This is a genomic window from Legionella sheltonii, from assembly GCF_026191355.1.
Taxonomy (GTDB): Bacteria; Pseudomonadota; Gammaproteobacteria; order Legionellales; family Legionellaceae; genus Legionella; species Legionella sheltonii.
In genome coordinates, this window is record NZ_JAPHOQ010000015.1 from 44,167 (window position 1) to 64,643 (window position 20,477).

Genomic DNA, 20,477 nt, shown 5'->3' on the forward strand with positions numbered 1-20,477 from the left:
ATACAGATATTTTGCTAAAAACCAGGTATAATTACTGCGCTTACAGCGGATCTAGACTGTATTCTACAGCAAAATAATAGTGAGTCCATTCCAATTTATATGGCACTAAATTATACTTGGCTGATACTTTTTCTACTCTTTTTAACCCGGCATTGACTTAATGATCCTGAAGGGAGACTTGGGAAATAAAGAGGAGTTATCCATTTGATTTCGGAGAATGCTATGCTGGAAAAGCAGATCATACAATTACCTGAAGGAATACGAGCTGCTATTAATCATGCCTATCGTGTTGATGAGTTATCATTGATAACAGAACTTTGTGAGAAAGCAACCTTAGGGCCACAGCAATTAATTGATATTAAAAATAGTGCAACAAAACTTGTTGAGTCAGTGCGAACTGATAGAAAAAAAAGTACGGGGATTGATTCATTTCTAACTGAATATGCCTTATCCAGTGATGAAGGGATTGCCCTCATGTGTCTGGCTGAAGCATTACTACGTGTTCCTGACAGCGCTACAATTGATAATTTAATCAAAGATAAATTATCTGGTGGCGATTGGAAATCCCATATAGGTCAAAGTGATTCATTTTTTGTAAATGCCACAACATGGGCTCTGATGCTTACAGGGAAAATACTGACCCCAGAAAAGGCCCAAACGACATTATCTAAATCTTTGATGAAACTCGTTAATCGCAGTAGTGAGGCGGTAGTTAGAAAAGCCGTTGATAAAGCAATGAGAATTATGAGTAAACAATTTGTCATGGGACGAACCATAGATGAAGCATTAAACCGTGCTAAAAAGAAAGAAGCTCAAGGATATCGTTATTCTTATGACATGTTAGGTGAGGCAGCGCTTACTTCGATTGATGCATCACGTTATTTTGAAGCATATAAAGCAGCAATTGAAGCAATTGGTAGACAGGCTGATAAAAATTCAAATGTTTATAAACGGGCAGGGATCTCTATAAAACTTTCTGCATTACATCCACGTTATAATGAAAGCCAACATGAGCGAGTTATGGATGAGCTGCCACCTAAACTGTTGGCTCTTGCTCGTTTGGCAAAAGATTATGACATCGCGCTAACTGTAGATGCGGAAGAATCTGAGCGTTTGGAGTTATCACTTGATGTAATGGAGCGTGTTTTTAATGACTCCAGTTTAGATGGATGGAATGGCTTTGGATTGGCAGTCCAGTCTTATCAAAAACGAGCGTTTTATGTACTGGATTGGGTAGCCGCTCTAGCAAGAAGAAAACAACGTCGAATTATGGTGCGCTTGATTAAAGGCGCTTATTGGGATAGCGAAATTAAGAAAACACAAATGCAGGGCTTAAAAGAATACCCTGTTTTTACGCGTAAAGTGTTTACTGATGTTTCTTTTCAGGCTTGTGCGAAAAAAATATTAACCATGACGGATGCCATATATCCCCAGTTTGCGACACATAATGCTTATTCTGTAGCGATGATTTTAAATATTACTGGCGATTATCGAGATTTTGAGTTTCAGTGTTTACATGGAATGGGCAATGAACTGTATCAACAAATCGTGCCGGCTGAGTGTCATGGTATTCCTTGTCGAATTTATGCTCCTGTAGGTAGTCATGAGGATTTACTTCCTTATTTGGTGCGTAGATTATTAGAAAATGGAGCAAACTCTTCTTTCGTAAACCGAATCGTTGATGATAACGCGCCTATAAGTACCTTGGTTGAGGATCCTGTTGAAAAAGCCAAGTCATTATTGCACAAGATGAATCAAAATATTCCCTTGCCTGATGATGTGTTTCAACCCAATAGAAAAAACTCTAAAGGTTTTGATTTTACCGATCGAGCTGAGCGCGCCCTGTTGCAACAGAAGATGGCACAATTCAAGCTGCAGCAATGGACTTCAGAACCCATTATCGCAGGGAGCACCGCCCTAATAGGTGAAAAGCAACGAATTGAATCCCCTCAACAAATTGAAAACGTTGTTGGAACGGTCCAAAATGCATCTCTTGGGGATGTAGATCAGGCTTTAGCAAAAGCAGAGCAGACCTTTCCAGTTTGGTCCGCTATGCCCGTTAAAGAAAGAGCTGCATGTCTTAATCGTTTTGCTGATTTATTGCAGGAAAACCAGGCCGAATTGATGACTATAGCATGTCTGGAAGCGGGTAAAACAATGAGTGACTGTATTGCTGAAGTGCGGGAGGCCGTTGATTTTTGTCGCTACTATGCTACTCAAGCACAGCAAATTTTGGCAGCTCCTTTGCGTTTATCGGGTTACACAGGCGAATTAAACGAGTTGAGTTTGCATCCACGGGGCATAGTGCTTTGTATTAGCCCATGGAATTTCCCTTTAGCGATTTTTACTGGCCAGATTGCTGCTGCTTTAGTAACAGGAAACTGTGCTATTGCAAAACCTGCAGAACAAACTCCATTAATTGCTGCATATACCATTAAATTAATGCATCAAGCAGGAATTCCTATCGGCGCTGTACAATTACTTCCTGGCCCAGGCGAGACTATTGGCGCTGCATTGGTAGCTGATAAACGAATTAAAGCAGTGTTATTTACGGGTTCAACCGATACTGCCAATCTGATTAATCAAACCTTGTCGACACGAGGCGGAGAAATTATTCCATTGATTGCTGAAACCGGTGGTCAAAATGCAATGATCGTTGATTCGTCTGCTTTATTAGAGCAAGTTGTTGTCGATGCTATTAATTCAGCTTTTGGTAGCGCAGGTCAAAGATGTTCTGCATTGAGGGTGTTATTTGTTCAGGAGGAGGTTTACCCAAGAACTATAGCGCTTTTAAAAGGGGCCATGGCGGAGCTGGTCGTAGGAGATCCACGCTGGCTGGTTACTGATATAGGTCCTGTTATAGACAAAGCGGCATTGTCGACGTTAAAAAATCATGTGGAAAATATGAAAAAACGTTTTGAAATTATTTACCAATGCCCATTGGATGAATCCCTTGAATCAGGATATTTTATGCCACCAACCGCTATTGCAATTGATCATATCAATGCACTAGAAAAAGAAGTTTTCGGCCCAGTGTTGCATGTGATTCAATTTAAGCGTAAAGACCTTGATCAAGTTATCAAACAAATTAATGCAACCGGTTATGGTTTAACTCTGGGTATCCATAGCCGTATTAATGAGACCGTTGAATACATCAGACAGAACGTTCATGCAGGGAACTGTTATGTGAACCGTAATATGATAGGGGCAGTTGTCGGTTTACAGCCCTTTGGCGGTGAGGGACTTTCGGGAACAGGTCCGAAAGCAGGTGGACCTAACTATCTAGTCCGACTATGTCACGAACGAACTTATACTGTGGATACCACTGCAGCTGGAGGCAATGCAAGTTTGATGTCCTTGCCTGATTAATCGATATGCGAATAAAAGAGATACTTTAAAGACGAGTTTAATCACTCTTTTAAAGTATCTCTTTTATTTATAATGTAACATGAAGTTTCAACATGAGGATTAAGGGAGTAATTGATGAACAAGCTACTCCTTGTACCCCACTTTATTTTAATTTCTATCTTATTTATTTGGAATAATACCATCTTCGCAACGACGATTACATTTTCTCGTACACACCATTTTATGTCTTATAACGACGTGGGTGAGGGGATTTCTATTGATTTATTTTTTATCCCCTCGCCCCTTTGGGGAGAGGGTTAGGGTGAGGGGGATGTGAGAGGTTTATAAAATCAGTGTGTATACTCTAGTGTTTTTTAGCAAGGAACCAAGGAATTAATACGAACATAATTAACCCACCGATTAAAAAGCTTTCAAAAATAAATACATTACCAATAGGTATTTGAGCGGGAGGTACAAAACCGATAACAATTGCTGTAATGCAACAGAGAATTCCCATGATACATAATAACCACATGAATTTATTACCACCTGGCACGGTGTAACCACGATGTAGGTTTGGTTTACTGTATCTCAACTTAATGGCTGCAGCAAACATAAAGACATATACCAATAAGGCCATTTGCGCACAAAGATCACTTAACATCCAGTAAGCTGCATTAATTGAATCTAACAAAATAAAAGCCGTGCTTAAAATGGTAAAAATAATAGCCTGTGCAAAAAGAATAGTTGTTGGAGCGCCATATTTATTAGTATGGGCGAATTTAACAGGTAAAGAGCCGTCACGTGCTGAAACCATTAATCCTTTTGTAGGGCCAATAATCCATGCTGAAACCCCACTGAGACCACCTAAAATAATTAAAATAGCAATAATTGAAGTCATCCAGGGCATATGATACGAATTAAAAAAAACTGCATAAGCGTCAATAAGACCCGATACAACGCTTAAACTTTCATTAGGGACTACAACCATAATGGCTATGGAGCCTAGAGAAAGCGTAGAAATGACCAAAATAGTTGAATAAAAAAGGGCTTTTGGATAATCCCTTTGGGGATTTTTTACTTCTTCAGCATGAACTGCGGACATTTCCATCCCAAGAAGTCCAAATAAAACCACGGCAAATAATGATAAATTACCCAAAGAACTGAAGTCCGGTAACCATGTTTTTGGATAGCCAACAACCATAGGTTTTCCTTGAGCAGCCCAAAGTATTGCTAAAACGATAATAAAAAGCATGGGAAATATGGTGCCTATTGTGGCTCCAATTGTGCTCATGATACTTGACACTTTCATTCCAAAACAATTGAGTATCGTAAACAACCAAAACAGAGCAAGTACCGTACCTAACAAATAATACTTGTTATTTCCTAATTCAGGGGCAATTAAATAGGATAGGGTGGCCGCGATAAAGGCAAGTATCGTTGGATACCAAACCACATTATATATCCACTGAAGCCAAATAGTAATAAAGGCCGCTCGTTTCCCGAATGCTTCACGAACCCATACATAGATTCCACCTGTTTCTGGATAGGTAGTGGCTAATTCAGCAGCCACTAAAGAGACAGGAATGAAAAAAGCAAATGCGGCAACAACATAATAAGAGACTAATGTAAGGCCGAGTTTGGCACTAATAGGCAAAGTACGTAAGCTATCCACAGCAATGACGTTAATCATTACCAAAGAAAAAACGCTTAGAACCTTTTTAGGTTGATTCATGATTAATCCTTAACAAATGCGGTCTAACCAAACCGCGAATAACTTTGGATGCCAGTGCTATTGTCATTTATGAAATTTAAATAAAAAAATAGGATTGGATTTTAACTCAAACAAACGGTGAGTATATCGAAATAATTTGCTGATGCAGCAGTTGGGCCAAAGACCCAACTGAGAATATATCATGATCATATCAAGCACACAGATTTCTGAGAACGTATTGCAGAATACCACCATTTTTATAATATTCTAATTCGTCTGCAGTATCGATGCGGCATAATGCTTTAATTTGTTCGACTTGACCATTGGTTCGTTCAATGGTGACTGGAACCATGGAGCCAGGTTTTAAAGAATCAGATACATCAATACTAATACGCTCATCTCCCTTTAACTCCAATGTTTTACGTGTCATCCCATCACAAAACTGTAATGGTAAAACCCCCATGCCAATTAAATTCGAACGGTGAATACGTTCAAAACTTTCAGTAATTACTGCTTTGACGCCAAGTAAATTGGTTCCTTTTGCCGCCCAATCTCTTGAAGATCCTGTACCATATTCTTTACCTGCAATGACCACAAGATCATGATGATCGTTTTGATAAAGCATTGCTGCATCATAAATGGGCATTACCTCACCTGAAGGAATATAACGTGTGATACCGCCTTCTTGGCCTGGAGTCATTTCATTACGGATACGGATATTAGCAAAAGTACCGCGCATCATTACTTCATGGTTCCCGCGGCGAGAGCCATAAGAGTTAAATTCTTTTTCATCAACTCCTTTGGATTTTAAATAAAGTCCTGCAGGAGAGTTAGCCTTAATTGAACCAGCTGGAGAGATGTGATCCGTTGTAATCGAGTCACCAAATAAAGCAAGAATATACGCTTGTTTAATCGGCTTAATTGGTTCTGGCTTTATTTTTAAGTTATCAAAAAAGGGTGGATGCTGAATGTAGGTTGAATGAGCGTCCCATTCATAAGTTTTTCCACTGCTTGTTTTAATCGCTTGCCAGTGTTCATCACCAAGAAAGACTTCTGCATATTCTTTGCGGAACATTCCACCAGTTACTTTAGATACTTCAGCCGCAATTTCGGCATTAGAAGGCCAAATATCCTTCAAATACACATCATTGCCCTTATTGTCTTTACCTATAGGATCTTTGCTTAAATCAATGGTCGTGGTACCGCAAAGAGCATAAGCAACTACTAGCGGAGGTGACGCTAACCAGTTTGCTCTAACTTGAGGATGTACACGTCCTTCAAAATTACGGTTTCCTGATAAAACAGCGGAAACAACGAGATCATTATCACTAACACTGTGAGAAATTGCATCAGGAAGCGGGCCAGAATTACCAATACATGTAGTACAACCGTAACCTACCAAATTAAACCCTAATTGATCTAAATAAGATTGTAACCCGGCTTGTTTGAGATAATCTGTTACTACTTTTGAACCAGGTGCTAAAGAAGATTTTACCCAAGGCTTGCGTTGTAACCCCTTTTCAATTGCTTTTTTAGCCACTAATCCTGCAGCCATAAGGACGCTCGGATTCGATGTATTCGTGCAACTGGTTATCGCAGCAATAACTACATGACCGTGTTTCATTTTAAAATCATGATTTTTAACTGCAAAAGAAGAGTCTTTTTCTTGTTCTTTTCCAGCTTCTTTGAGAAACGTATTAAACTCAATAGGTAAAGTACTTAAAGTGACTTTATCTTGAGGGCGTTTAGGACCCGCTAATGAGGGGACGATGGTACTTAAATCAAGTTCTAAAGTGTCAGTGAATATAGGATCTTCGCTGTCTTTTTCATACCACATTCCTTGCGCTTTAGCATAAGCTTCAACCAAGGCAACGGTATGTTTGTCACGTCCAGTTAGCTCAAGATACCGTATTGTTTCTTTGTCGACTGGGAAAAATCCACATGTAGCTCCATATTCAGGTGCCATATTAGAGATTGTGGCGCGATCAGCAAGCGGTAAATCACTTAAACCGGGGCCATAAAATTCAACAAATTTACCTACAACGCCTTTTTTTCTAAGCATCTGGGTCACTGTAAGCACCAGGTCCGTTGCGGTAATGCCTTCTTTCATCTTGCCATGCAATTTGAAGCCAATCACTTCAGGAATCAACATGGAGACCGGCTGACCCAACATCGCTGCTTCTGCCTCAATACCACCAACTCCCCATCCCAGTACACCTAGACCATTAATCATCGTTGTATGAGAGTCTGTACCAACTAAAGTATCTGGATACGCATATAAAGTTCCGTTATCGCTACTGCTCCATACAGTTTTTCCCAAATACTCAAGATTTACTTGGTGACAAATACCTGTTCCAGGAGGCACGACTTGAAAATTATCAAAAGCTTTTTGACCCCAGCGTAAAAATTCATAGCGTTCGTTATTTCGCTTCATCTCAATTTCAGTATTCACTGTTAACGCATCGGTGCTTCCAAATTTGTCAACCATCACTGAGTGATCAATCACTAAATCAACAGGGGATAAAGGAGAGATTTTATCAGGGTTTCCACCCAGTTGCGCGATGGCATTGCGCATTGCTGCCAAATCAACTACCGCTGGAACTCCTGTGAAGTCCTGCATCAATACACGCGCGGGTCTAAAGGCAATTTCGTGTTGGGAAGTTTTATTTTCTAGCCAGTCTGCGATCGCTTTAATATCTTTAGTTGTTACTGTGTTATCGTCCTCAAAACGTAATAAATTTTCAAGAAGGACTTTAAGCGAGTAAGGAAGTCGACTTATTCCCTTGAAGTTTTTTTGTTCGACTTCTTTAAGGCTATAATAATGATATGTTTTTCCATCTACATGCAATTGAGATTTTGTTGATAAGCTGTCACGACCTACTTTCATTTAAGGAGCTCCTAAAATCAAAAACTGAATGATAGCTCAATTTTAAGAAAATTCCATGAGATCTGATGAAATTAGGCCTGAACTTTTTAGAACGCCATAGTGCTCAACTGAGGAGTATATTGTTGATCCTCATCAAACTTTGGATCAATTACTCGAGCTCCAGCTTCAAAAATTACTTTCTCTTCCTCTTTTTTGGTTGATGGGTCAAGAGAATTTGGATTTAATAAAGAAAATAATCCAGGAGCCAAAATACTAATACCAATAGGGAGCAAGATAGCTGTAAACAGGGGATTCACAAAAAGTGTTGCAATGGATGCCAAGATCAGCGCAGCACCTAAAATGGTCGCAGCAAGTGATATGTTGTGCCGAATAGGCTCTTGAGTTACCTCAGTAACACCTACGATGTAATAATTTTTAGAGTCAAAGTAAATTCTTAAATGATTAGGCGTTTCTTTTGGTTTGGAGAGACAATCGAGTAACGTTTTAGCAAACCGATGATATTGATCGATTATTCTTTGTTGTTCATAAGGATCAGAAGTTTCTCTGAGGGCCTTCTCAAAATCCACGATTCGATCCTCTAGCAGGATAAAAAAAGCCTCTTTATCTGTGTTTGCTTTGTTCTTCAATAAGTCTTTCGCCTGTTTGATTTCCAACATAACTAATTCATGCGTGTATTTTTTAGAAAAAAATGACTTAGAATACATGTTCATTGTCCTTTAAATATTAGTGAGCGTAGATTAGCATTATTGATTTGTTCCAAAATAGACCTTTTAGGTGAATTTACACTCAAGAAATATTTTTTTACAAAATTTTGATGATTACAATTTAAGTTATCAATTGGTACGAATATTGCTTTCCAATAATCAAAATTATGGAGAGCGTTAGAATGACCGACTTGAATAATGTACTATCCAATTTATCTGGTGTTGCTGACCTTTTCTCTAATAATGAGTCAAGTGAAACTGCGATAAATGGCGAAATATTGGCAGAATCAGTAGGAACATATCAAAATGATAATCAAAATCCTCTGTCAACCATCGATTTCAATGATTCGAATGCCTTTATTTTATTATTAACACATGTTGTAGAAAAAATATCTAATTATCAGGAAAATTCTTCAACTCCAGAAGAACTTCAGCTGCCTCCATCAGAAACAATTAATTCGGAATCAGACGATGTTTCCGAAGATAAAAATGTACAGGAAACAATAACTGAAATGGAAAATAATGTTGCTGTTTCTTGGATTAATTCTCACTATTATCGGCAGGAAATTGAAATAAATCAGAGCAATGCAGAACCGAAAGATAATCCATTGGATTTGTTAAATAGCGCATCACTCACAAAGCAAGATGATGAAAAAACCTTACCCAAGTTAGTACCAGTTATAGAAACTGAAACACTGCATGATGAAATCGGTTCTAAAAATAATGTTTTGTTCGAAGAGATAAAACAACAAGATAAACATGAAAGTGACATCCAGCAACAACGACCCATTTTGGTTGAAGTTAAGGATAATCTACTGAATGATACCGATCAGATTTTAAATGCTGACCGTGATCCATTTATTAAAAATACAATGTTAAAGTCTCAAGAACCTGTTGAAAACGGAGTAGATACTTCAAGTATTCCGCTATCTCATCTTAAAAATATAGAATTAATGAAATCAAATTTACCGTTAGAAGCTAAATTCACCTATTTAGAAAACCCAGTAGAACTTAAAAAAACGGAGGAATTCTTTTCATTTCAACCACTAATTAAAGAAAAGGAAGAAACACTACCTCTTCTTATACCGAAACTGACAAGTGAAAATGCTGTTGGGACGGAATACCAATCCATTGCTCATAACTTAACAAATGAAGTACATTTTGCTCTACCCAGGGAGATAGAAAACAGGGAAGCCCCTCTCGAGAAGACACCTCAATCATTAACGATACCCATGGAAATAGATAAACCCGAATGGTCAAAACAATTTTCCGAGCATATTATTTGGCTTGGTCAACAAGAAATTAAGAGTGCTGTAATTAAAATACATCCTGAGGATTTAGGTCCGCTAGAAATTAATATTAAGGTGATAAATGATACAGCTACGGTAAATATAATCACCCATAATGATCATATTCGAGACATTGTTGATCAATCATTGCCTAGATTACAGGCGATGATGGCTGAGCAAGGTTTAAATTTATCTGAGGTGCAAATTGATTCTGAAGCCAATCCACGTCAGTTTTCTCAGCAAAATAATAAAGACCAAGAGCAACTAAATCACCCATTTGAGGAGGAAGTTGGAGTAACCCCCTTAAGAAGTAAAGAAAGACTTAAGGGATTAGTCGATTATTTTGCCTAAGAATTCACGTGATCACGAGTGTAGCGAAGAGACCCACTATCGTAACATGGTGCTACTGCATGGAGATCCCTCGGGATGCCAGGAATGAGAACACTGCCACTGGATGATGGCGGACGCTAACTCTCGGGGCGATGTGCTCTGTGCACACCTTGTTTTTATAAAAACGTTTTATTATCGGCACATTCTTCTACAACGAATAACACGACCACTCCAGCGATCAATAAGACAACTTCTGCGACAGCCATGTCCTACATATCTCCAGGGGGTCCAGACCAGATTCCTATGATGACGATGATAATAATATGGAGGTGGTTCATAATAGCCGCCAGAATGATATCCAATAAAATAAGCAAGCTGCTGGCCGGGTAGTTGTGAAGGTGGCGAATCTGCTTTAACCAGGCTGCTGTAGAAAAAACCTATAAGGAGGGTAACGGAGAGTAGAATACGCGTAACCATTTTGTAACTTTGGATGCTAACCTTTTCCATCATGCAACCCCATCTTTTTGTTGTTACATTATGAATTATAGATTATAAATCATTTTCATGAGCAATTTTTGGATTTCATATATGAAGGAAAGAATCATTTTAATTACTGGTTGTTCCAGTGGTATAGGCTTTGATGCTGTTTTTGCTCTGAAAAAAAGAGGGCACAGAGTGATAGGCTCCTGCAGAAATAAAGATGATGTTCAAAAATTATTGGATATGGGAATAGAAGCGGTTGTTCTGGATGTTTCTGATTCATCTTCAATTCAAAGTGCGTTTACTGAAGTCCTTGCTATCACAAAAGGACGTTTAGATGTTTTAATCAACAATGCGGGTTATGGTCAAGCAGGGGCTTTAGAAGATATTTCACGCGATGTATTACGAGCACAATTTGAAACCAACGTTTTTGGCTTGGTCGAGCTCACAAATCTTGCCATTCCCGTGATGCGTCAGCAGGGGTATGGCCGCATTATTAATTTAAGTTCAATTTTAGGTATTATTAGTTTGCCCTTTCGTGGCGCGTATAATGCCTCAAAGTATGCCGTAGAGGGGATTAGTGATACGTTGAGGCTTGAATTGAAATCATCAGGTATTGATGTCATTACAATAGAGCCTGGTCCAATAGAAAGCCATTTTCGAGATAACAGTGTTGATAAATCATTAAGTCATATTAATGTGCACAATAGTTATTTCTCCAAACAATATGAAAAAATGCTGACAAGTTTTAAACAAAAAAAATCGGACTCTGTTTTTACTCGCAAACCCGATGCAGTAATTAGTAAATTTATTCATGCAATTGAATCTAAAAGACCTAGGATCAAGTATCCAGTTACATTTCCGGCTCATCTCATGATTTTTCTTAAATGGATTTTAAGTGCAAGAATGTTGGATAAATTCTTTTTAATGGTTTCGAAAAAAGAGCTATCTTGATTTAAGCATATTGAATGCGATAAAAATGCCTGAAAAAATAAACTTTTTTCAAAAAAAGGAAGAAAAACTCCAATTTCTTTGCTAATATCTAATTGGGTTAAAAATCATTAACTATCAAGGAAGTAAAATTATGAAAAAATCAACAATAGCTGTAGCTGCTCTATTAACTGTATTAGCAGCTCCTGTAGTTTCTGTTGCTTATGCAGATGACGCTTCTACAACTACTAGCACTTGCAAAGGCTGCAAAGGTTGCAAAGGTTGTGCAGGCTGCAAAGGTTGTAAAGGCTGCAAAGGTTGTAAAGGTTGCGGTGGTTGCTCTGGCGAGTAATCTGTAATCTTTATTCTCTAAAAGAGGTAGTTTTTACTACCTCTTCGTATTATTCCTTCATGAAGTAAGAAATATGATTACCCATTCAGATTTTACCTTACCCGAACTAAGTAAGTGGCATAAGAATATTTATTTGAATTACGCCAAACAAATTTTAGAATCACAACAAATGATGACGACAAATAAGGGTAAAAACATTCTTCATTACGCCCTAAATAAAAAACGTCGTTTCGAACGAATGAGTCATTACCCTAAGGGAGATCGCATCGATCATAAAACGGGGGCTCAATATTTTTATCACTGCCACAGAGAAAACTATGAAAGTACTGAGCACGGCCATTTTCATTGTTTTTTACGGTACAAACAGATTCCTAAAAGTATCAAACCAGCACCTTTAGCCGATTGGGACAGATATATTGATAATCCAATGACTCATTTAGTCGCTATTGGTATGAATCAATTAGGACAACCCATACGCTTATTCACTGTTAATCGCTGGGTAACCTCCGAAATTTGGTATCCTGCTGATCACAGTGCGCGTTTGCTTAAACGCTACAAAATGAGCTTACAGGATGATCCTTATTGGCAAGCACTGGACAACTGGGTTGAAGGGATACTTCATTTATTTAAGCCGCAGATTTTATGGTTACACCAGGAGCGCGATAAGAAAATACGGCAGCATCAAGAGACGAATACAGTTGAAAATCCTTATATGGATTACGAACTTGAGGAGCTTTCTGAAATTTCTATTGATTTAAAGCAACAAATTGAGTGGATTCTGCGTTAGCTTTTACAACTGGCTATCCCCTATGATACGTCCCCGGGGCTGCCCTGGGTAGATGACTATAAAGAATTTTTTTTGAAAATTAAATGTAAAATATTAGGGCGTGTTGACAATTCATCCCCACCGCCTACGTGCCGCGACGTGTTCGCGGCAACCAGCCGATCTTAATCAGTGGCAAATTTCTTCATAAAGATCATGCCATTCTGTATTTAGGTTCTCAATCAAATGTAACTTCCACTGCCTGGGCCAATTTTTGAATCGCTTTTCACGTCGAGCAGCTTCTATATAGGTTTCATGAACCTCATAATAAACCAATATATGTACATTGTACTTAGCTGTAAATCCCGGAATCAGGTTGTTTTTATGTTCCCAGACTCGTTTAATTAAATCTGATGTTGAACCAGCGTATAGTGTACCATTTCGCTTGCTTGCCATAATATAGACATAAAATGACTTCATTTTGCTTCCTTGTTTTGATCAGAGTGTTGGACTCAATGCGATGATATCACCTAAATTTCACGGATTACATTGGTAGCCAAATATAGGAACAAGCCATTGCGAGCATTGACGCATCATTTCTCTTCAATTTATCATATCTTGTGGCAACAGCTCGAAAATGTTTAAGTCGCGCAAATACGTTTTCAACTAGATGACGATATTTGTATAGACCCCAATCAATATCAGCATTCCCAGTTTTAGAGTTCGTCTTCCGAGGAATCATTGGAGTAGATGATTTTTGCCTAATCTGATCTCGAATTTCCTCGCTATCATATCCTTTAGCTTAGACCATAGCTCATCACTGAGCATCAGTCTAGCCATTGCAAACTCGTTTTATACTTGATATTGAAATCGATATATTATGAGTTTGCTCTTATTCATCAATCGATTAGAGCAATGAATTAAGTTCATCTTTAACTTGACCATTTCCTGGATGCCGCGAACACGTCGCGGCACGTAGCCGGTGGGGATAAATTGTCAACACGCCCTAATCTAATCACAGCTCGAATTTTGAATGCTTTTCCTCGATGTTCTCCATATCTTCAGTTATCGGTAAGCCACGCTCCTCTAAAAAATCTTTAGGACTACTACCGATATTTACCGTACAATTAGGATTATGATCAAAGGAAGTGAATTTGCCATTTTCATAGGTATACATACCGATAATATGTTCACCTGAAATACCGCCTGGAACCAAATATTCACTATCATTGATTGCATGTAGACTATTTGCATATAGGTCTTTTGATTTAATTGTTCGTTCAGGTTTATACATTACATAAATATAACGCTTTTCATTTGCTTTCACCTCTTCAGGAAATTTTAGTGCCCGTTCAATGTCGTCAGTGCTAGAAATAAAAATGGTTGGTGTTCGTTTATCAATATGTCCTTCGTAATCATCAGAATATTTAGTCCATGGCTTCATCCCAGAGTTAAATATATTGCTTGGTTTGGGCTTCATTGAACCTTCTTTAAAATTATTTAATGCTAAATCTTTGGAAGGATCACCAGAATGATGACGGCTATCCGCTCTAAATAAAAGCTTCTCACCTGGAGCTATTGATTTTTTATACTCTTTGTTCCCTTCCACACCCACAATTTGAGGCCTTTCTCCACTAGTTACTTGAAAACAACCAACGACTTCGCCAGGCTCAACCGCACGCGGTATCAAACTCAGATTGGGAACAGGGTTTCTCGAGAAATCATTTGTATTTATTATTGCTGAAGAAAAAACATCTACAACATAAACATATTTATGTTTCTGGGCTTTTTTTAAATCCAAGTGATTTTGAGAGATGAGATACATACTTGATTCTTTATCAACAGATCGTCCCAATACTCCATCAAAAAGTACTCGATCTAATCCATTTGATTTAAATCCTTGCCTAAACACTTGTGATGGAGGGATATCACTGTAAATATAGGTTATTGTTCTATCTTCGGCAGCATGGAGCTTTAATTGAGACTTTAGCAATCGCTCCTGTTGTTCTTCGTGTAATATGTCCGTCATTAAGCGTGGAGATTTGTAATGAACACTCTTTCTCTCCTGAATTATATCTAATAATTTATTTTTAACCTCATTGATTAAGATATTTTGCTCATTCTCAGGAAGGTTATCTAAATCTTTCAACTGAGCAATCGCTTCATAAAAATCTTGTGTTATAGGATCTCTTGAAAGGCTTTTGAACATTTTAAAAGTACTCAATTTTTCCTTAACACTATTTTCTTCGGCATTTAATGCATCATCTGCTTTTTTTCCTAAATTAATCAATAATCTTAATTGTTCTGAAAAGTCGCTTTTAAAAGGGCTACTTTGATGTTCTTCGAACAGTTCCCTCATAGAGAAAACGGTAGCAGGGAGATTTTGTGTCCTTGGAATAGTACCCTTCCAACTTGGAATAGTACCCTTCCAAAAAGAGGGAGCCGAATCGGATGCTATTAATAAATCAATAATCCTATATAGCCGCTGAAATTTATTTGAATCGATCATAGATCTGATGGAATTACATCACTGATAGTTTTAGTATAGGCCATGTTAATTCAATATTTGCTCTTAATGGTCACTATTACTACAATAAATTTCTTCAATGGGCTGTTGGATGAGGATATGTCCGAGGGTAATGCTTAACTTCTTGCACATTTAAACTAAAAACTCAAAATACGATACCTGTACTATAATTTACATGCGAAACGATAAATTATTGGAGTATTTGCATGTCACCCCACGCTAAAAACAGATCTCAAGATGAGATTGATTCCATTCATCAATATTACATGGAAATTATCAATTCAATGCCCCACATTGTGTACTGGATTGATACTGAATGTAATCTCAAAGGATGTAATAATAATTTCATCAAATTGCTTGGACTAAATACGCTCAAAGATCTGAAGGGTTCACCTTATCAGCAAATGGAGGAGTTTGCGCACTGGGATAAGCAACGGGTAGAAGAATTAAAACTAGAGGATATGAAGGTAATTTTTTCGGGTGTTCCACAACATCATGTCGAAGAAAAACCAATTGAAGACAATTCGGGTACAGCTTATTACTTTCAATTGTCGCGAATACCAATGCATGACCGCAATAAAAAAATAATTGGACTAATTGTTATTTTGAACGACGTTACTTTAAATAAAGAACTTAAAACCCATGTTAATGCACTACAGGAACATAATCAAAACGTTCATAGCTCCCTGAAAGAAGGTTACTTGCCTACTGTGCTTATGGTGGAAGATAATATCATTGCGCAAAATGTTGAAAAAGCACTCTTAACTGCATTACATTGTCACGTCGATATAGCAGATTCTGCAGATAGCGCTATAAAATTATTTCATCCAGGAAAATATGATCTCGTTTTAATGGATATTGGTCTTGAAGACTCCTCAGGATATGTGGTTGCAAAACAACTACGTCAAAAGGAAAAAAATACAAATCATCATGTTCCCATTATCGCTTTGACTGGTTTTGAAGCGGATGTGGTCAAATATGATTGCCAACATTATTTTATGGAGGGAGCAATTAGCAAGCCATTAACTTGTGAACAAGCAGAACAAATTATCAAACATTACGTGTATCATATGGATGTTCCTGTGCGCGGTTTGAAGACAACTTAGCATATTATTGCTATCATATTTCTTTTTTCAATGAAAATCTTTTATGATTAGTAATCCAATTGATAATCATCGTATCTTGTCTTTAGATGTATTCCGCGGTCTAACTATGGCGTTAATGGTATTAGTTAACAGCCTTGGAACCAGGGTTTCTTATCCCATATTAATGCATGCTGAGTGGAATGGTTGCAGTTTAGCTGATTTAGTATTTCCTGCTTTCTTGTTTATAGTCGGGATCACAACGGTTATCAGTCTAAAGAAAAACATTAATGAGGCAAGCAATGCCCAACTTTACCGAAGTATTTTAACGCGTACATTCCTTTTAATTTTTTTTGGATTATTTCTTAGTGTTTTTCCAAAAATTATTAATTTATCAACGATACGGTATTATGGAATTTTGCAACGTATTGCTTTATGTTACTTCATCTGTTCGGTTCTTTATCTTCGTACCTCCATCCGTACACAAATTATTATCTTTTTCGGGATTATTATCGGTTATTGGTTTTTCCTAACTCAAATTCCATTTCCTGGTTCTGGAACAGATCAATTAAGTATGGAAAACAACTGGGGCGCTTGTATCGATAGTCAAATATTTTCTCCTGCACATTTATTATTTAAGACTTTTGATCCAGAGGGTCTTTTAAGTACTATCCCATCAGTCGCTACAACACTTTCTGGCCTATTAACAGGACATTTTTTATTAACTCGTATCAGTAAACAAAAGAAAAGCGCAATATTAATCGCAGTGGGTTTGCTGTCACTGTTAATCGCCTGGATATGGAGTTATAGCTTTCCTATTAATAAAAATTTATGGACAAGCACTTTTATTTTATGGAGTAGTGGTTTTTCCCTTATCGTTTTTGGCTTATGTTTTTTTGTTATCGATGTATTGGGTTATACAAAATGGTCTATTCCATTTAAGATTTTTGGCATGAATGCACTCTTTATTTTTATTTTTCATGTTGTTTTACTGAAGATTCAATCCATGTTTGTTTTTCACTTACCCGATGGATCTCAAGACGTCTTAAGAGTAGTCATCGCGGAATATCTATTTGGAACTTTTAGTCAAGAAAATGCAGGGCTTTTTTATGCCATAGTGTTTCTTTTTTTAAATTTTCTTGTGGCTGCCTTTTTATATCGACGAAAAATATTTATAAAAATTTAGATAACTCAAAGGAATACCCAAAAATCTAAACCCATGTCATAGGGCTTACATATTGTTCATCCTTTCGGAGTTCGTTATAATTATAGGTTAGTTTGAACTATCTGAAGTTAGTGGAGTCGTTTTCGATGCCAATTTATGAATACCAATGTACCAGTTGTAATCATCACTTTGATTTAATGCAAAAAATTAGTGATGAGCCGGTCAAACAGTGTCCTGTATGTTATAAAGATACAGTGGTCAAACTGATCTCTGCCGCTGGCTTTCAACTTAAAGGTACTGGTTGGTATGCTACTGATTTTAAAAACAAAAATACTAAACCTGCAGAAGCTACTACTAAAAATGATAATTCCGGTACTGCAGATAAAGCAAATGATACTTCTTCCTCAAAAACTACTAAAGACGGTGACACTAAGTGAAACCATTGTCATTAAGAAGTTATTTACTCACTGGATTGGTGGTATGGTTACCGATACTCATCACGATAGGAGTTTTGCGTTTTATTATTGACTTACTTGATAATACCTTGGCTTTGATCCCTAAAGCGTATCAACCCGAACAATTAATTGGCCATTATATTCCAGGTTTAGGCGTTATTTTATCGCTTATTATTCTTCTTGTTACTGGAATAATTGCTACTAATTATTTCGGACAGCGATTAGTAGAGTGGGGGGAATCAATTCTTGTTAAAATTCCGCTAGTCCGCTCAATATACAAAACAGTAAAACAAGTCATTAATGCCGTATTATCAACAAATAGTGAGGCTTTTAGAAAAGTAGTTTTAATTGAGTATCCACGTAAAGGATTGTGGAGCATTGCTTTCCAAACCGGTGCAGCAAGTTCATCAATAAATAATAAAACAAAAGAAGAATTAGTCTCTATATTTATCCCTACTACACCTAACCCCACTTCAGGTTTTCTTATGATGCTTCCAAGAAGTGATGTTATTGAGTTAGATATGAGTATTGATGAGGCACTTAAATTTATAATTTCTTTAGGAGTGATGCCGCCAATGTCCGAGGCAGCATTAACAAACAATTTGTAAAAATTTAAATAGGCGGTTTTTTATATGCGTACACACTACTGTTTGGGCGTCGATGAGTCAAGTTTAGGTAAAGAAGTTATTGTCTGTGGTTGGGTTCATCATCGTCGAGATCATGGTGGTGTCATATTCCTTGATATACGTGATAGCTCAGGTATCTTGCAAGTAGTTTATGAACCAGAAAATAAAGAATGTTTCTCTGATGCAGAAAAATTACGCTCCGAATTTGTGGTGCGAATTACCGGAGTGGTGCGTAAAAGACCCGAAGGGATGATTAATCCAGCGATGGCTACAGGTACAGTCGAGGTAATTGGCAGCAAGCTTGAAATTCTTAACCAATCACCAACACCTCCATTTTTACCTGATGATTTTCAAGTTGTGAATGAAGATCTACGTTATAAATATCGTTACATTGATTTGCGCCGTCCATCAATGAAGCACAAACTCACATTAAGACATCAGTTAAACAGTTGCATTCGTACCTATCTTAATCAGCAGAATTTTCTTGATATTGAAACACCAATGCTAACCAAAGCAACCCCAGAGGGAGCACGCGACTATTTGGTACCATCCAGAGTTCATCCTGGGTCATTTTATGCGTTGCCTCAATCACCACAACTTTTTAAACAGTTACTTATGATTTCTGGGTTTGACAAGTACTATCAAATCGTTCGTTGTTTTCGTGATGAGGATTTACGAGCCGATAGACAACCTGAATTTACACAACTTGATATCGAGATGTCTTTTATTGATGAAGAAAGCATCATCAATCTCATCGAAGGTTTATTAAAAACGGTATTTAAACAAATTCTTGATGTGGATTTACCTGAAAAATTACGCAGAATGCCTTATGCTGAAGCAATGCGGCGCTTTGGTAGTGATAAACCGGATTTACGCAATCCTTTAGAACTCATTGATGTGGCTGACATAGTTAAAGACTGTGATTTTAAAGTATTTTCTATTGCTGCAAATGATTCTGAATCCAGAGTGATTGCATTACGACTCCCAGGCGGCTGTGATCTAAGCAGAAAGGATTTGGATGATTATGGCCGTTTTGTCGGTATTTATGGAGCTAAGGGGCTTGCTTACATTAAAGTAAATGATCTGGATGAAGGAATGACCGGTTTGCAATCTCCTATTTTAAAATTTCTCTCCGAAGATGCAGTACTCGCAATTCTGCGACGCACAGAAGCTAAAACTGGAGATGTTATTTTCTTTGGTGCGGATAGAAACCATATTGTTAATGAAGCGATGGGAGCACTAAGAATAAAATTAGGCCATGATAGAAAACTGCTTAAAGATGGGTGGGAATTATTATGGGTTGTTGATTGGCCAATGTTTGAAATGGATTATGACGCTAACAAACTCAATCCGATGCATCATCCATTTACTTCACCTAAAGATCTATCACCTGAGAACTTACGTGCTAATCCGACACGGACCTTAGCCAAGGCTTATGATATTGTAATTAATGGCTATGAAATCGGAGGGGGATCCATTCGTATTCATCAATCAGATTTACAAAAAGCAGTTTTTGAGTTGCTTGGAATTAATGAGCAAGAGGCTCAGGAAAAGTTTGGCTTTTTATTGGATGCTTTACAATATGGAGCACCACCGCATGGTGGTATCGCCCTGGGTATCGATCGCCTAGCGATGTTACTTACAGATTCAACATCAATTAGAGATGTTATTGCTTTTCCTAAAACTCAAACAGCATCGTGCCTTTTAACGAGCGCGCCATCTCCTACGGGTAACACGCAATTAACTGAATTAGGAATAAGACTTGCTCCAACGACACAGACTAAATAACAAGCTGGTTAGAAGTCTAGCTAGCCTCGCAAAAAAA

17 protein-coding genes and 1 pseudogene are annotated in these 20,477 nt (G+C 37.6%); 11 read left to right on the forward strand and 7 right to left on the reverse strand.

The window, feature by feature from the left end; genetic code table 11:
* Window positions 1-222: 222 nt before the first annotated feature.
* Both putA and OQJ26_RS16045 read left to right on the forward strand, forming a co-directional pair.
* Entirely contained in the window at window positions 223-3,369 is a 3,147-nt protein-coding gene (gene putA / locus OQJ26_RS16040) for a bifunctional proline dehydrogenase/L-glutamate gamma-semialdehyde dehydrogenase PutA (protein WP_265704731.1), read from the forward strand.
* Window positions 3,370-3,483: 114 nt separating this feature from the next.
* Window positions 3,484-3,669 (forward strand): hypothetical protein, encoded by a 186-nt coding sequence (locus OQJ26_RS16045; RefSeq protein WP_265704732.1) that lies wholly within the window; start codon window positions 3,484-3,486, stop codon window positions 3,667-3,669.
* 43 nt (window positions 3,670-3,712) lie between these two features.
* On the opposite strand, the gene OQJ26_RS16050 is transcribed toward OQJ26_RS16045, so the two are convergent.
* From OQJ26_RS16050 to OQJ26_RS16060, 3 genes are all read right to left on the reverse strand, one after another.
* On the reverse strand, window positions 3,713-5,083 hold the full coding sequence (locus OQJ26_RS16050; protein ID WP_265704733.1) for an APC family permease: 1,371 nt from the start codon (window positions 5,081-5,083) through the stop codon (window positions 3,713-3,715).
* 190 nt (window positions 5,084-5,273) lie between these two features.
* The gene (gene acnA / locus OQJ26_RS16055) at window positions 5,274-7,949 is read right to left on the reverse strand and encodes an aconitate hydratase AcnA (RefSeq protein ID WP_265704734.1); all 2,676 of its coding nucleotides are present in this window, start codon (window positions 7,947-7,949) and stop codon (window positions 5,274-5,276) included.
* Window positions 7,950-8,035: 86 nt separating this feature from the next.
* Window positions 8,036-8,653 carry a lpg1689 family Dot/Icm T4SS effector gene (locus OQJ26_RS16060; protein WP_265704735.1) on the reverse strand — a complete coding sequence of 206 codons (618 nt, stop codon included), beginning with the start codon at window positions 8,651-8,653 and terminating at the stop codon, window positions 8,036-8,038.
* Between the two features lie 182 nt (window positions 8,654-8,835).
* On the opposite strand from OQJ26_RS16060, the gene OQJ26_RS16065 reads away from it, so the two are divergent.
* The gene (locus tag OQJ26_RS16065) at window positions 8,836-10,293 is read left to right on the forward strand and encodes a flagellar hook-length control protein FliK (protein WP_265704736.1); all 1,458 of its coding nucleotides are present in this window, start codon (window positions 8,836-8,838) and stop codon (window positions 10,291-10,293) included.
* Between the two features lie 171 nt (window positions 10,294-10,464).
* Here the strand turns inward: OQJ26_RS16065 and OQJ26_RS16070 are convergent, their stop codons facing one another.
* Window positions 10,465-10,782 (reverse strand): hypothetical protein, encoded by a 318-nt coding sequence (locus OQJ26_RS16070; protein WP_265704737.1) that lies wholly within the window; start codon window positions 10,780-10,782, stop codon window positions 10,465-10,467.
* 78 nt (window positions 10,783-10,860) lie between these two features.
* Here OQJ26_RS16070 and OQJ26_RS16075 point away from each other — a divergent pair, with 78 nt between their 5' ends.
* The 3 genes from OQJ26_RS16075 (at window position 10,861) to OQJ26_RS16085 (ending at window position 12,821) form a co-directional block, all read left to right on the forward strand.
* A complete protein-coding gene (locus tag OQJ26_RS16075; protein WP_265704739.1) occupies window positions 10,861-11,706 on the forward strand; it encodes an SDR family NAD(P)-dependent oxidoreductase in 846 nt (281 codons plus the stop codon).
* Window positions 11,707-11,836: 130 nt separating this feature from the next.
* Window positions 11,837-12,034 carry a hypothetical protein gene (locus OQJ26_RS16080; protein WP_265704740.1) on the forward strand — a complete coding sequence of 66 codons (198 nt, stop codon included), beginning with the start codon at window positions 11,837-11,839 and terminating at the stop codon, window positions 12,032-12,034.
* 73 nt (window positions 12,035-12,107) lie between these two features.
* Window positions 12,108-12,821: a DUF6969 family protein gene (locus OQJ26_RS16085; protein WP_265704741.1), complete on the forward strand. Its 714-nt coding sequence runs from the start codon at window positions 12,108-12,110 to the stop codon at window positions 12,819-12,821.
* Between the two features lie 165 nt (window positions 12,822-12,986).
* Here the strand turns inward: OQJ26_RS16085 and OQJ26_RS16090 are convergent, their stop codons facing one another.
* The 3 genes and pseudogenes from OQJ26_RS16090 to OQJ26_RS16100 all read right to left on the reverse strand — a co-directional run bounded on the left by OQJ26_RS16090 (window position 12,987) and on the right by OQJ26_RS16100 (window position 15,306).
* Window positions 12,987-13,277, reverse strand: coding sequence for a GIY-YIG nuclease family protein (locus tag OQJ26_RS16090; RefSeq protein ID WP_265704371.1), 291 nt, complete (start codon window positions 13,275-13,277; stop codon window positions 12,987-12,989).
* A gap of 64 nt (window positions 13,278-13,341) precedes the next feature.
* Window positions 13,342-13,596: pseudogene (locus OQJ26_RS16095) on the reverse strand (transposase); the annotation flags it as partial.
* Between the two features lie 216 nt (window positions 13,597-13,812).
* Window positions 13,813-15,306, reverse strand: a complete 1,494-nt coding sequence (locus OQJ26_RS16100; protein ID WP_265704743.1) for a scabin-related ADP-ribosyltransferase — start codon at window positions 15,304-15,306, stop codon at window positions 13,813-13,815.
* Between the two features lie 224 nt (window positions 15,307-15,530).
* Here OQJ26_RS16100 and OQJ26_RS16105 point away from each other — a divergent pair, with 224 nt between their 5' ends.
* The 5 genes from OQJ26_RS16105 (at window position 15,531) to aspS (ending at window position 20,440) form a co-directional block, all read left to right on the forward strand.
* A complete protein-coding gene (locus OQJ26_RS16105) occupies window positions 15,531-16,430 on the forward strand; it encodes a response regulator (protein WP_265704744.1) in 900 nt (299 codons plus the stop codon).
* Between the two features lie 43 nt (window positions 16,431-16,473).
* A complete protein-coding gene (locus OQJ26_RS16110) occupies window positions 16,474-17,592 on the forward strand; it encodes an acyltransferase family protein (protein WP_265704745.1) in 1,119 nt (372 codons plus the stop codon).
* 125 nt (window positions 17,593-17,717) lie between these two features.
* Window positions 17,718-18,008, forward strand: a complete 291-nt coding sequence (locus tag OQJ26_RS16115; protein ID WP_265704746.1) for an FmdB family zinc ribbon protein — start codon at window positions 17,718-17,720, stop codon at window positions 18,006-18,008.
* Window positions 18,005-18,634 carry a DUF502 domain-containing protein gene (locus OQJ26_RS16120; RefSeq protein WP_265704747.1) on the forward strand — a complete coding sequence of 210 codons (630 nt, stop codon included), beginning with the start codon at window positions 18,005-18,007 and terminating at the stop codon, window positions 18,632-18,634. The genes OQJ26_RS16115 and OQJ26_RS16120 overlap by 4 nt, the downstream gene beginning before the upstream one ends.
* A 24-nt stretch (window positions 18,635-18,658) precedes the next feature.
* Complete coding sequence (gene aspS, locus OQJ26_RS16125; protein WP_265704748.1) at window positions 18,659-20,440, forward strand: aspartate--tRNA ligase; 1,782 nt, start codon at window positions 18,659-18,661, stop codon at window positions 20,438-20,440.
* The last annotated feature ends 37 nt before the right edge of the window (window positions 20,441-20,477 follow it).